Source organism: Aquitalea sp. ASV11, from assembly GCF_016429185.1.
Taxonomy (GTDB): domain Bacteria; phylum Pseudomonadota; class Gammaproteobacteria; order Burkholderiales; family Chromobacteriaceae; genus Aquitalea; species Aquitalea pelogenes.
Map to the genome: position 1 here is coordinate 48,513 of NZ_JAELUD010000018.1, position 13,542 is coordinate 62,054.

Here is a 13,542-nt window from a genome sequence, read left to right on the forward strand (position 1 = left end):
AGATGGAGGCTATGCAGCAATTTACATGCCAGGGAAATTCACCAGTTGATCCGAGCACACGCCCAACCAGATAATTAATGCGAATCATTATCCTTTGCATTACAATCCGGCCTTCATCCAGTTGCGGTCCACCCTTACCGCACTGCTTTGCCTGTTGAACAATGCAAGGAGTATCAGCCCGATGTCCCGTCCATTTGCACGCATCACCACCGCCCTGCTGCTGTCCAGTCTGTTTGCCGCCACCGCGCATGCCGCTCCCAGCCCCGAAGGTATCGTGGTGTACAACGCCCAGCATGAGAGCCTGACCAAATCCTGGGTGGAAGGCTTTACCAAGGAAACCGGCATCAAGGTTACCGTGCGCAATGGCAGTGACAGCGAAATGGGCAACCAGATCGTACAGGAAGGCGCGGCCTCGCCGGCGGATGTATTCCTGACCGAAAACTCCCCGGCCATGGTGCTGGTGGATAATGCCAAGCTGCTGGCCCCGCTGTCCCCGGCCACCACCGCGCAGGTGGACCCGGCCTTCCGCCCTGCTCATGGCCGCTGGGTAGGCATTGCCGCCCGCTCCACCGTTTTTGTCTACAACAAGAACCGCCTGACCCCGAAAGAGCTACCCAAGTCCATGCTGGACCTGGCCAAACCGGAATGGAAAGGCCGCTGGGGCGCAGCACCGGCCGGTGCCGACTTCCAGGCGATTGTGAGTGCCTTGCTGGAACAAAAGGGTGAAGCGGCCACGCTGGCCTGGCTGAAAGCCATGAAAACCAACGCTCAGCCCTACAAGGGCAACAGCGTGGTGATGAAAGCGGTGAATGCCAGCCAGATCGACGGCGGGGTGATCTATCACTATTACTACTTCGGCGATCAGAACAAGACCGGCGAAAACAGCAAGAACACCGCCCTGCACTACTTCAAGCAGCAAGACCCGGGTGCGTTTGTCAGCATCTCCGGCGGTGCGGTCCTGGCGTCCAGCAAGCACAAGGAAGAGGCCCAGGCCTTCCTGAAGTGGGTGACCGGCAAGGGTGGCCAGAACATCCTGCGCACCGAAAATTCGTTTGAATATGCAGTCGGCCAGGGCGCGCAGTCCAATCCCAAGCTGGTTCCGCTGAAGGATCTGGACGCACCCAAGATCGACGCTTCCCGCCTGAACAGCCGCAAGACGGTAGAACTGATGACACAGGCAGGTTTGCTGTAAACACATGACGACATCGTCTTCCCGTACTGCACAGGGCGGATTGTCCGCCCATGACAGCCAGACCAGCACGGCAGGACTGCGTCGGCCGGGGCGGCAAGTGCCGCTCTGGCTGCAAGGCAGCTCCTTGCTGGTTTCACTGCTGGCCTTGTTGCCGGTGGTGTTCATTGTGGCCATTTCCATCCAGACCGGCTGGAGCACCGTCGTACAACTGGTGTTCCGGCCACGGGTGGCTGAACTTCTGCTCAATACCAGTTTGCTGGTAGTACTGACCGTGCCGCTGTGCACGCTGCTGGGCGTCACCCTGGCCTGGCTGACCGAGCGCAGCACCCTGCCGGCACGTGGCTGCTGGCGCGCACTGGCGGTGACCCCGCTGGCCGTGCCCGCCTTTGTGCACAGCTACGCCTGGATCAGCCTGCTACCTGCCTTCAATGGCATCAGCGCGGCTGTGCTGCTGTCGGTGATTGCCTACACGCCATTCATTTACCTGCCGGTTACCGCCGCCTTGCGCCGCATGGACCCGGCACTGGAAGACAGCGCGGCCTCGCTGGGCCTGACACCGCTGGCGGTGTTCCGGCGCGTTACCCTGCCGCAACTCAAGCTGGCCATATGGGGCGGCGGCCTGCTGATCAGCCTGCACCTGCTGGCCGAATATGGCCTGTACGCCATGTTGCGCTTTGACACCTTCACCACCGCCATCTTCGATCAGTTCCAGTCCAGCTTTAACGGCCCGGCAGCCAATATGCTGGCCGGTGTACTGGCACTGTGCTGTCTGGGCCTGCTGTGGCTGGAGGCGGGAACACGCGGCAATGCACGCTACGCCAGGCTGGGTTCGGGCTCGGCGCGACAGATCACCCCGGTTCGTCTGGGTGCATGGACACTGCCTGCGCTACTGCTGTGCCTGCTATCCGCCGCACTGAGCCTGGGGGTGCCACTGATCACGCTGGGTCACTGGCTGTGGAAGGGTGGCATCGAGGCCTGGCAAAACGACAGCCTGTGGCCTGCACTGCAACAGACCGTGCTGCTGGGCCTGCTGGGCGCAGTGCTGACCGTGGTGGCTGCAGTGCCACTGGCCTGGCTGTCGGTGCGCGCTGTCAGTCGCTTGCAAAGGCTGCAAGAAAGCTGCAACTACATCACCAGCGCCCTCCCCGGCATCGTCACCGCGCTGGCACTGGTCACCATCACCATCCATTACGCCCGGCCACTCTACCAGACCATCTTCACCATCCTGCTGGCTTATCTGCTGATGTTTTTGCCCCGCGCGCTGGTCAGCCTGCGGGCCGGCATTGCCCAGGCACCGGCCGAGCTGGAACAGGCAGCGGGCAGTCTGGGCAGCACACCGGGACAGGCCTTGCGCCGGGTCACCTTGCGTCTGGCGGCTCCGGGCGCAGCGGCAGGCCTTGCCATGGTGTTCCTCGCCATCAGCAACGAGCTGACAGCCACCTTGTTGCTGGCACCCAATGGCACGCGCACGCTGGCCACGGGTTTCTGGGCGATGACCAGTGAAATCGACTACATCATGGCCGCACCTTATGCCTTGCTGATGGTGCTGCTATCGCTGCCACTCACCTGGCTTTTGCATGACCATTCCAAACGGAGTGCCGGACGATGACTTCCCTGCACCTGCAACACCTGAGCAAACACTACGGCGCCACCCAGGCGGTACAGGATGTATCGCTGAGCTGCACGGCAGCCAGTCGCGTGGCCATTGTCGGCCCGTCCGGCTCGGGCAAGACCACCTTGCTGCGCATGATTGCCGGTTTCGAACACCCGGACCAGGGCAGCATCATCCTGGACGGGCAAACACTGGCAGCCGATGGCCGGGCCCTGCCCGCCCATTTGCGCGGTATCGGCTATGTGGCCCAGGATGGCGCGCTGTTTCCCCACCTGACGGTGGCGGACAATATCGGTTTCGGCCTGACACTCAAAGGCGAAGCACGCAATCGGCGCATTGCCGAGCTGCTGGAAATGGTGGCGCTGGACCAGACCATGCTGCAACGCTGGCCGCATCAGCTATCCGGTGGCCAGCAACAGCGTATTGCGCTGGCACGGGCACTGGCCCAGCAACCACGGCTGATGCTGCTGGACGAACCGTTCTCGGCGCTGGACACCGGCTTGCGCGCGGCCATGCGCAAGATGGTGGCGCAACTGCTGGGTGATGCCGGCATCACCGCCATTCTGGTCACCCACGATCAGGCCGAGGCCTTGTCCTTTGCCGACCAGCTGGCGGTAATGCGCCAGGGACGGCTGATTCAGTCCGGCAGCCCGCAACAGCTGTACAGCCAGCCTGCCGATGAAGCCACGGCACTGTTTCTGGGCGAGGCGGTCATCCTGCCGGCGCAGATTCATCAGGGCAAGGCCGAGTGTGGGCTGGGCAGCATTGCAGTGAATGACAGCCAGTTCAGCGGCCAGGGGCGCATCATGCTGCGGCCGGAACAGCTGGAACTGCAACTGGCGGGCAGTCAGCAATCCCAGGCACAGGCACGCGTGCTGGAGTGTGATTTCGGTGGCCATGACAGCCTGATCGACCTGCAATTGCCGCACGACAATACCGTGCTGCAATTGCGCACCAGCAGCTGGAATCTGCCCTCTCCGGGCAGCATGGTGGGGATTGCCGTGCAGGGCCGGGCGCATTTGCTGCCGGCCTAAGTGCAAAGACCCTGAAGGTACGACTCAATCGTCGCCGTGGGTCTGGTCCCAGAAACGACGGGTGGCAAATTCATCCGTCGTTTTTTGTTCGCGCCGCGCCTGTACCAGCTGCTCGCGCTCCAGTTCCCGTTCCAGCAGTTTTTCGTAGGCCTTGAGCTTTTTGTGCTCGTTGCGCCAGGCCTGTCGCTCCATGATGAAGCGCTGCTTGGCAAATTCGGTATCGCCCTGCTGGATGCGCACGGCTTCATCCAGCCGGCCCAGGAATTTCTGAAAGTCCTGCCACTGGGCAATGCTCATGCCCTTCATCCCACCGGTGGTCAGCCGCTCGCGGTATTCATTGCGGAAATTTTCCAGCTGCTCCTGCCGGTTCATCGCGTCCAGCACCTTGGCCTGCGCCTGGCGCATGCGCTCGGCTGCCGCAGCCTGCTTGTCCTCGGCCAGCTTGATCAGGAAGGTGTATTTGCTCTGTGCCATGGCCTAAGCGCCTTACGCCAGTACGCTTTCCAGTTGCAACTGGCTGGTGGTGTAGTCCTGGGATTCGTGCATGGGCTGGGTGAGGAAGCTGGTCATCTGCAACTGGCGACGCATGGCCTCGTCCAGTACCGGGTCGGAGCCCGGCACATAAGCCCCCACGCTGATCAGGTCGCGATTGCGTTGGTAGCGTGAGTACAGCTGCTTGAAGTAGCGCGCCTGATCCATCTGCTTGGGCGACACCACATCCACCATCACCCGGCTGATGGACTGTTCGATGTCGATGGCCGGATAGTGACCTGCTTCGGCCAGCTCGCGCGACAACACAAAGTGACCATCCAGAATGGCACGTGCCGAGTCGGCAATCGGGTCTTGCTGGTCGTCGCCTTCGGACAGCACGGTATAAAAACCGGTAATCGAGCCGCCGCCATTTGCCGCATTACCGGCCCGTTCAATCAACTGTGGCAGGCGGGCGAACACCGAGGGTGGATAGCCCTTGGTCACCGGCGGCTCACCAATGGCCAGTGCGATTTCACGCTGCGCCATGGCATAACGGGTGACCGAATCCATCAGCAACAGCACGTCCTTGCCCTGGGCGCGGAAATACTCGGCCAGGGCCGTGGCATAAGCCGCGCCATGCAGGCGCATCAGCGGCGGCATGTCGGCAGGTGCAGCCACCACCACGGCGCGGGCGATGCCCTCCTCGCCCAGAATGTTCTCGATGAAGTCCTTGACCTCGCGCCCCCGCTCGCCAATCAGCCCCACCACCACCACATCGGCGCGGGTGAAGCGGGCCATCATGCCCAGCAGTACCGACTTGCCGACACCGGAGCCGGCAAACAGGCCGAGACGCTGGCCACGCCCTACCGTCAAGAGGCCGTTGATGGCACGCACGCCCACATCCAGCACCTGCTTTACCGGCGAGCGGTCCAGCGGGTTCATTGGCTGGCTGTGCAGCGGGAAATAGGCTTCGGGATGAATGGGGCCCTTGCCATCCAGCGGACGGCCCAGTGAATCGAGAATGCGGCCAAGCAGGCTTTCACCTACCGGCACCTGACGCCCGGCCGGGCCGTTGACCCGGGCGGAAACCACTCTTTGCCCGTAGCTGGGCGGATGACAGGGCGTCATCGGCCGCACCGGCGTACCCGGCAGCAAGCCGTGCACATTGGCCAGCGGCATCAGGAATACCCGGTCTCCGGAAAAACCCACTACTTCGGCTTCCACCACATGGTTGTCCGCCAGTTCAACCTGACAGGCGCTACCAACCGGCAGCTTGATGCCGGTAGCTTCCATCACCATGCCGGTGACACGCAGCAAACGCCCGCACGGCTGCCATAGCGGTGCTTCCTGTGCAGCCTGCATGCAGTCATTCAGAAAGGAACGCTGGCGGTCAATCAGGGTAGTCATTGTGCTCGGCATCCAGACCCATGGCGCTGCGCAGTGCAGCCAGACGCGAAGCCAGACGCAGGTCCAGCTGCAAGGCTGCGGTATCGATGATGCAACCGCCGCGCTGGATATGCGGGTCTTCAATCCATTGCCATTGGGTTTCCGGGGTTTCCTGTTGCAAGAATTGCCGCACCGCTTCCAGGTCGGCCGGGTTCACCCGCAGCCGGGCCTGGCTCATGGTGGCAGGCAGCTCGCCCAGTACCTGACGCAGCTGGGCGATGATCGCAGTATCGCTTTGTGCCAGATGCTCACCGGCAAGGCGCTCGGCCAGTTGCATGGCCAGTGACAGCAAGGTGCCGGACAGCTCCTCTTCCACCCGGCTGATTTCACGGGAAAAACTGGCGGCCAAGTCCTGCATCGGCGTCCACAGCTGGGCAAATTGCGCCACAGCCTGATCATGCCCCTGCTGCAAGCCCATGGACAAACCTTCGGCATGGCCCGCTTGCGCCCCTTCGTCGTAACCGGTCTGCCACGCTTCCTGGTGAATGGCTTCCAGCTCGGAGGCCGTTGGATAGCCGGACGCAGCCGGCTCTTCGGCTTCGGGGGCATTTTCGCCCGGGGAAGATGGCTCCTCCTCCCCTTCTGCCCGCTGGGCATCGGCGACCGTGGGTGCCTGCTCCAGATGGCGGCGCAAGGCTTCCAGCCCGGCCAGCTGGGTCGGGCTGAAACCGTCGTCGCCCTGGGTCAGCTCGGTTGGCGTCCAGCTTTGCCAGCCTTGCAGTTGCTCACCCGGAATGATGGGATTATTCGACAAGGCCTTCGTCACCACCCTTGCTGCCTAGCACGATCTGGCCATCGTCGGCCAGCTTGCGGACAACCTTGAGGATTTCCTTCTGTTCGGCTTCCACCTCGGACAATTTGACCGGTCCCTTGGATTCCAGATCGTCACGCAGCATTTCGGCCGCACGCTGCGACATATTGCGGAAGATCTTGTCCTTGAGTTCGGCACTGGTGCCCTTGAGCGCCACCACCAGGGAATCGGACTGCACTTCGCGCAGGATGGTCTGGATGGAGCGGTCGTCGATGTCGAGAATGTTCTCGAACACGAACATCTTGTCCTGGATGCGCTGCGCCAGTTCCGGGTCGTACTCGCGGATGTAGTTGAGCGCCGAACCTTCCACATTGGACCCCATGAAGTTGAGGATTTCCGCCGTGAGGCTGATGCCGCCGGATGCGCTCTTCTTGATGCGGTCCGAGCCGGACAACAGCTGGGTCAGCACGTCGTTCAGTTCGCGCAGCGCCTGCGGCTGCACGCCTTCCAGCGTGGCGGTACGGATCAGCACCTCGTTGCGCAGCCGCTCCGGGAAGAAGGACAGGATGGAGCTGGACAGGTCCGGCTCCAGATGCACCAGGATGGTGGCAATAATCTGCGGGTGCTCGTGGCGGATCAGATCGGCCGCCGAGGACGGGTCCATCCACTTCAGGCTTTCGATACCACTGTGATCGTTGCCCTGCATGATCTTGTCCAACAGGTTGGCCGCCTTGTCCGGGCCCAGCGCTTCGATCAGCACATTGCGCAGATATTCGTCCGACGCGCCGATGCTGGCGCGCGCCGCACACTCTTCGCGGAACTTGCCGACAATGTCGTCGATCTGGTCGTAGCTCAGATTATTGATGGCCGCCATGGCCAGCGAAATCTTCTGCACTTCCTTGGGGCCCAGATACTTGAACACTTCAACCGCTTCGGCCTGCCCCAGGCTGAACAGCAGAACCGCACTGCGGTGCACACCGTTATCACTCATCGGAGCTTATCCATTCCTTGATGATCTGGGCTGCCATGCGCGGGTCAGATTTCACCAGCTCACGAGCGGCTTCCAGATTCTGGTTGTACTGACGCATCTGGGCATCCTTCGGATTTTCCGGCGTGCCATCCGGGTTGGTCGCCACGGCACCCTTGCCGCCAGCAGCCGCACCCTCGGCACCACCCTCATCGTCACCGGCAACGGCCAGCAAGCGCCCACCGGCATCTGCCAGCGGCTTGCCATCCGGGCCTTTCTTGACGGCATCCTGCGGTTTGACCAGGTCCTTGACGATAGGCCGCACCACACCAAACAGCAAATACAGCACGGCAATGGTAAGCAAGGCGTACTTGATCAGGCTGGAGGCATTGTTGGTGAGGTAGTCGGTCACCTTCTCCTGCATGGTCACTGGCACCGCGGCATCGGCAAAGGCGGCATTCACCACGTTCAGCGTGTCACCGCGCTGACCGTTGTAGCCCATGGTTTCCTTGACCAGATTATTGATCTGCTGGATTTCCTGGGCGGTCAGCGGCGTGGGTTTCATCTCGCCGTTCTTGTCCGGCATCTTGCGGTAGTTCACCACCACGGCTGCAGACAGGCGCTTCACCACGCCTTGCGGCATCTTGGTGTGCTGAATGGTCTTGTCCACCTCGTAATTGGTGGTGATGTCACGTTCCAGCGCACCCGATTGGCCCATGGCCTGACCCGACAAGGTGGCCGTACCCGGTGCAGCACCCGGCGGCAAGGTAATCGGAGCGGAAGCACCAGATGGAGGCTGATTGGACAGTGCGCCGGGGACGCCACCGGCATTGGCAGCGCCACTACCCAGCCGCTCCACGATTTGCTGGCTGCGGGTGGCGGACGGATTGGGTGACGAGTTGGGACGATAGCTTTCCGAAGTCTGCTCCACTTCGGAGAAATCCACATTGGCCGTTACCTGGGCATGAATGTTTCCCTGGCCGAAAATGGGTTCCAGAATGCTTTCGATACGCTTGACGTAGCCATCTTCCACCTGGCGCACATAGCCAAGCTGGGTCTGGTCCATGCCGGCAGTGTCCTTGTCGGACAGCTTGGACAGCATGTTGCCGTCCTGATCCACCACCGTGACATTCTTCACTGGCAGATTCGGCACGGCACTGGACACCAGATGCACGATGCCGGCCACCTGGCCCTGATCCAGCGTGCGGCCGCGGAACAGGTTCAGCATCACCGAGGCGGTTGGCTGTTGCTGGTCGCGCACAAACACGCTTTGCTTGGGAATGGCAATGTGAATACGGGCCGTTTCCACCGAACCGATGGCCTCAATGGTGCGGGCCAGCTCGCCTTCAATGGCGCGCTGGTAATTGACTTGTTCGGCAAACTGGCTGATGCCGAACTTCTGGTTGTCCATCAGTTCGAAGCCGACCCCACCGGCCTTGGGCAGGCCCTGGGCAGCCAGGCGCAGACGGGCGTCATACACCTTGTCAGCCGGTACGGACACGGTTCCGCCATCGCCCAACTGATAAGGAATGTTCATTTGCTGCAGGGCAGCCGTAACCTGACCGCCGTCACGGTCGGCAATATTGGAAAACAGGATTTTATAGCTGGGCTGCCGGTTCAGGACAACGGCACCGACAATGACAGAGAAAATGGCGGCCAGGGCCACCAGGAAGAGGATCTTTTTATTGTTGGGAAGCGACTTGAAGCGGTCTGTTGCTTCATTGAGCCGGGTTCGCCAAACAGGAGTCGGGTTTTGTTCTGCCAGATCAGCCATACAGTGGTTTTAGTTTCAGGCACAGCCACTGCCGGCAACCACAGCATGGGGTGACGGCCAGGCTATACCTGGGTATTCATGATTTCCTGATAGGCGGACACCAGCTTGTTGCGCGCCTGGACCATGGTCTGGAACGACAGGCTGGCTTTCTGCAAGGAGACCATCACGTCCTGCAGGTTAACCCCCTCATCTCCCAACTCGAACTGCTTCTGCATTTCCTGCGAAGTTTGCTGAGCAGAATTCACCTGCTCAATGGTGGATTTGAGAACATCGGCAAAGTCAACTTGCGACGTTTCCTGCGTCTGCGCGGCCGGCTTGCCACCGGCCAAGGCCGATGCGGCCCGCAGTTCGCTCAACATCTGGTCTACATTATTGATCGACATGGCTACTCCGTACTGCGTACGTCCAGGTCATCCGGATCCTCATCCTGGCCATCTTCTTCGCGGTAGCGCTGCAATTTGTAGCGCAAGGTGCGTTCACTGATGCCCAGTTTTTCAGCAGCGAGCTTCTTGATGCCTCCCACTGCTGCCAGTGTATCCAGAATATGACGTTTTTCCAGCGTTTTCATGTCGGACTCTGCCGTCACGATAGGCTGGACTGTGGTTTCTGTCCGGGTAAGCGGTGTCGAACCGGAAACATCATCCAGCAACAGGTCGGCGGCAATAATTGCCGGCCCGGCGGCAAGAATCACCGCCCGCTGCATGACATTTTCCAATTCGCGGATGTTACCTTCCCAACTATAGGCCGTCAATTGACGTTCCGCCTCTTCGGAGAGGCTTAATCCGGAACGTCCGGCCGCTTCAGCGTATTTGTTAAGCACAAGCCGTGCCAGCGGCAGGATGTCCTCGCGCCGCTCGGCGAGCGCCGGAATGCGCAGCGGGAAAACATTCAGCCGGAAATACAGGTCTTCGCGGAAACGACCGGCGTCCACCTCACCGGCAACATCACGGTTGGAAGTAGCCAGCACGCGGATGTCCAGCTTGATGATGCGGGTGCTGCCCACCCGCTCGACTTCGCGCTCCTGCAGCACCCGCAGCAGTTTGGCTTGCAGCGACAAGGGCATTTCGGTGACTTCATCCAGCAGGATGGTACCGCCCTGTGCCTGTTCGAACTTGCCCGGCAAGGCTTGTGCCGCGCCGGTAAATGCGCCTTTTTCGTGGCCGAACAGCGTGGATTCCAGCAAATTGTCCGGAATGGCGGCACAGTTCACCGCCACGAAGGGGCCGTCGTGACGCCTGGAATGCCGGTGAATATAACGCGCCAGCACTTCCTTGCCCGCGCCACTGGGGCCGGTGATCATCACGCTGGCATCGCTGCCGGCCACACGGCTGGCCAGTGCCAGCAGCTGGCGCATTTGCGGCGATTCGGCCACGGCTTCGTCGCGCTCACCCTCCGGCAGTTTGAGAATGTGCTTTTCCACTTCGGCAATCAGGCTGGCCGGCTCGAATGGCTTGAGCAGATAGTGAGTGGCGCCGGCGCGCAACAAGGCAATGGCGCGTTCGATGATGCCGTATGCGGTCATCAGGATGAAGGGCACACCGGGATAACGGATTTTTACTTCTTCAAACAGCGTGTAGCCGTCCATTGGGGCCATCTGCGCATCGGAAATGATCAGGCCGACCGGTGCTTTTTTCAGTTGCTGCAAGGCAGCGCTGCCATCACCGGCTTCCAGCGTGGGATAACCGGCCAGGCTGAGGGTATCGACAATCGCTTCACGCAGATCGGCGTCGTCTTCGACAACGAGAATGGGCAACTTCATCATGTTTGCTTGTGTTTGCTTATGCGGTTGGCTGACGTTGGGCCACCAGCGCCACCAGGCGGCTGGCAATGGAGCTGAGGGGCTGGATTTCGTGCTGGCCTTTCAGGGCGATGGCTTCCTTGGGCATGCCGAACACCACACAGCTGGCTTCGTCCTGGGCAATGTTGTAGGCCCCGGCCTCCTTGAGTTCCAGCATGCCTTGCGCGCCATCCCGCCCCATGCCGGTGAGGATGACGCCGATACAGTTCTTGCCCACCAGATTGGCCGCCGAACGGAACAGCACATCGACAGAAGGACGGTGCCGGTTGACCGGCGGCCCGTGATGCAGCGAGGTGGAGTAGCCGATGGTGGGAGCAGACTTGACCAGCAGGTGGGAGTGGCCGGGGGCAATGTATACCGTGCCGGCCTGCAGCCGCTCGCCATCTTCGGCTTCTTTCACATGCAGCTGGCACAGTGAGTCCAGCCGTGCGGCAAAGGACTTGGTGAACAGCTCCGGCATGTGCTGGGTGACGAGAATGGGCGGCATGTTGGCCGGCAGAGCCGTGAGCAGGACGCGCAATGCTTCGGTGCCCCCGGTGGAGGAGCCCACCACGATGACGGTCTGGCGCGCCAGCGGGGTACGCCCCGGTTGACGCGGCAGGATGACGTCCGCGCTGTGACTGGGCACTACTTCCATTGGTGCGATTGGTTCCCGAGAAAACTGTCCCATTTATTTCCTTGCGATGATTCCAGCCGTATCGGCCTTGCTGTGGGAGCCTAGCTTAAGCCCAGCCCGGCATTATGCCAATACAATCACCTGGCGGGCGGAAGGATTCCTTCCTGTTGCAGCTGGTGGATCCAGCCATCGCTGGCAGCTTCGATCAGGTCCAGCACCCGGTCAAAGCCCTGCTCTCCACCATAGTAGGGATCGGGCACTTCCTGTGCGGTTTTCCCGCCCAGCGGGGCCAGGATGTAATCCAGTTTCGCCTGTGCCGTGGCCGGGCAGATGGCGCGCAGTGCGCTCATGTTCTGGCGGTCGGCGGCCAGAATCAGGTCAAAGCGGCTGAAGTCGGCTACGGTGACCTGCCGGGCGCGCTGGCTGCTCAGGTCGTAACCGCGCCGACGGGCGGCCTGACAGCTGCGCGGATCGGGCGCTTCGCCCACGTGGTAGGCATGCGTACCGGCTGAATCCACCTGCACCTGCCCGGCCAGTCCGGCTTGCTGCAATCTGGCACGCAACACGCCTTCCGCCGTAGGTGAACGGCAGATATTACCCATGCAGACCATCAGAATCGCGTATGGCTTGTCCATGACTTCCCGTTCTTGCTTGTCGGCCTCCACCACAAAAGCAGAAGGCGCTGTTGTTTCAACATAAACCAATCAGCAGGCGCTGGCATCCCGGCTGTCTTGCTGACTGCGTCCGGCGACCCAGGCTTGCCGGGCAGCCTGATCCAGAAAGCTCCATACCAGCACACGGCTGCGCTTTTGTCCTTGCGCCATGGCAATGACCCGGCTTTGCTTCACGCCGGCATGGTGCAAGGCGGCCTGCAAGGCGGGCAGGCTGTCGGCACTGGAAACCAGGCTGGTAAACCACAGGCATTGCCGGGCAAAACGGCGGCTGTCCTCAATCATCCGGCTGACAAAAGCAACTTCACCGCCCGGATAGCACAGCTCACGATCACGCCCGCCAAAATTCAGCGCAGGTGCACGCGCACTGGCCAGTTGCTTGTCCTTGCCCAGGTTGCGCCATTTGCGCTCGCTGCCTGCGGCGGCGGCAGCACGGCTGGCATGAAACGGCGGGTTGCACAGGGTGAGGTCAAAGCGCTCGCCCTTTTGCCAGATGCCGCTGAACATGGCGTCGTCCCGCGTCTGATGGCGCAAGGCAATATGGGCGGCAAAGGCCGGATTGGCCTGCAAGATGGCCTGGGCATTGTCCAGCGCCGGGCGGTCGATATCGCTGCCGACGCAATCCCAGCCGTATTCGGCATGGGCGAGCAAGGGATAGACCAGGTTGGCACCGGTGCCGATATCCAGCAGGCGTATCTGGCTGCCACGTGGCACCGTACCACCCGGCCCGGCCAACAGGTCGGCCAGTGCATGAATGTAATCGGCACGCCCAGGAATGGGGGGGCACAGATAGCCTGACGGAATATCCCATTGCAGCACGCCATACTGCTGGGCCAGCAAGGCCCGGTTGAGCAGCTTCACCGCCTGCGGGTTGGCAAAATCAATGCTGGGCAGGCCGTGCGGATTGGCCTTGACATGTGGTTTGAGCGCCGGGCAGGCCGCAATCAGCGCCGCAAAATCATACTGTCCCTGATGGCGATTGCGCGGATGCAGCCCGGCAGGGGCGGGTTTGTGCCGGGCAGGCGGCTTGGCGGTCATGCGGCTTCCTTGACGACGGGGAGATCGGCGAAAAGGCGGCATTGTGCCAGCATTCCGGGCGGCTGTCCGGCGCAGTCGCTATGGCACATGGTCGTAACGCGCCTCGATCTCGCGGTATGCGCCAGACTTGCGCAGCATTTCCAGGCCCCGATCAAAATTGTCACGCTGCCAT

Annotated in this window: 13 protein-coding genes; 3 read left to right on the forward strand and 10 right to left on the reverse strand. The window is 61.5% G+C overall.

What is annotated here, in order from left to right:
* The first annotated feature begins 181 nt into the window (after positions 1-181).
* From JHD62_RS08370 to JHD62_RS08380, 3 genes are read left to right on the forward strand one after another with little or no spacing between them, the layout of a single operon-like run.
* On the forward strand, positions 182-1,192 hold the full coding sequence (locus JHD62_RS08370) for an iron ABC transporter substrate-binding protein (RefSeq protein WP_199102505.1): 1,011 nt from the start codon (positions 182-184) through the stop codon (positions 1,190-1,192).
* Between the two features lie 4 nt (positions 1,193-1,196).
* Entirely contained in the window at positions 1,197-2,801 is a 1,605-nt protein-coding gene (locus tag JHD62_RS08375) for an iron ABC transporter permease (protein ID WP_199102506.1), read from the forward strand.
* Entirely contained in the window at positions 2,798-3,838 is a 1,041-nt protein-coding gene (locus JHD62_RS08380) for an ABC transporter ATP-binding protein (RefSeq protein WP_199102507.1), read from the forward strand. The genes JHD62_RS08375 and JHD62_RS08380 overlap by 4 nt, the downstream gene beginning before the upstream one ends.
* Positions 3,839-3,862: 24 nt before the next feature.
* Here the strand turns inward: JHD62_RS08380 and fliJ are convergent, their stop codons facing one another.
* The 10 genes from fliJ to rlmF all read right to left on the reverse strand — a co-directional run bounded on the left by fliJ (position 3,863) and on the right by rlmF (position 13,370).
* Complete coding sequence (gene fliJ / locus JHD62_RS08385; RefSeq protein ID WP_045848351.1) at positions 3,863-4,312, reverse strand: flagellar export protein FliJ; 450 nt, start codon at positions 4,310-4,312, stop codon at positions 3,863-3,865.
* A 12-nt stretch (positions 4,313-4,324) separates the two neighbouring features.
* Complete coding sequence (gene fliI / locus JHD62_RS08390) at positions 4,325-5,716, reverse strand: flagellar protein export ATPase FliI (protein WP_199102508.1); 1,392 nt, start codon at positions 5,714-5,716, stop codon at positions 4,325-4,327.
* A complete protein-coding gene (locus JHD62_RS08395; RefSeq protein ID WP_233160765.1) occupies positions 5,700-6,509 on the reverse strand; it encodes a flagellar assembly protein FliH in 810 nt (269 codons plus the stop codon). The genes fliI and JHD62_RS08395 overlap by 17 nt, the downstream gene beginning before the upstream one ends.
* A complete protein-coding gene (gene fliG, locus JHD62_RS08400; protein WP_045848354.1) occupies positions 6,499-7,497 on the reverse strand; it encodes a flagellar motor switch protein FliG in 999 nt (332 codons plus the stop codon). Before fliG ends, JHD62_RS08395 begins: the two co-directional genes overlap by 11 nt.
* The gene (gene fliF, locus JHD62_RS08405) at positions 7,490-9,247 is read right to left on the reverse strand and encodes a flagellar basal-body MS-ring/collar protein FliF (protein WP_199102510.1); all 1,758 of its coding nucleotides are present in this window, start codon (positions 9,245-9,247) and stop codon (positions 7,490-7,492) included. The genes fliG and fliF overlap by 8 nt, the downstream gene beginning before the upstream one ends.
* 62 nt (positions 9,248-9,309) lie before the next feature.
* On the reverse strand, positions 9,310-9,630 hold the full coding sequence (gene fliE, locus JHD62_RS08410) for a flagellar hook-basal body complex protein FliE (protein WP_045848356.1): 321 nt from the start codon (positions 9,628-9,630) through the stop codon (positions 9,310-9,312).
* A 2-nt stretch (positions 9,631-9,632) separates the two neighbouring features.
* Positions 9,633-11,009 (reverse strand): sigma-54 dependent transcriptional regulator, encoded by a 1,377-nt coding sequence (locus JHD62_RS08415; protein WP_304506242.1) that lies wholly within the window; start codon positions 11,007-11,009, stop codon positions 9,633-9,635.
* A gap of 16 nt (positions 11,010-11,025) precedes the next feature.
* Positions 11,026-11,682, reverse strand: a complete 657-nt coding sequence (locus JHD62_RS08420; protein ID WP_233160766.1) for a chemotaxis protein CheB — start codon at positions 11,680-11,682, stop codon at positions 11,026-11,028.
* A 116-nt stretch (positions 11,683-11,798) separates the two neighbouring features.
* Positions 11,799-12,296 (reverse strand): low molecular weight protein-tyrosine-phosphatase, encoded by a 498-nt coding sequence (locus JHD62_RS08425; RefSeq protein ID WP_233160767.1) that lies wholly within the window; start codon positions 12,294-12,296, stop codon positions 11,799-11,801.
* A gap of 69 nt (positions 12,297-12,365) precedes the next feature.
* Positions 12,366-13,370: a 23S rRNA (adenine(1618)-N(6))-methyltransferase RlmF gene (gene rlmF, locus JHD62_RS08430; protein ID WP_199102512.1), complete on the reverse strand. Its 1,005-nt coding sequence runs from the start codon at positions 13,368-13,370 to the stop codon at positions 12,366-12,368.
* Positions 13,371-13,542 lie beyond the last annotated feature (172 nt).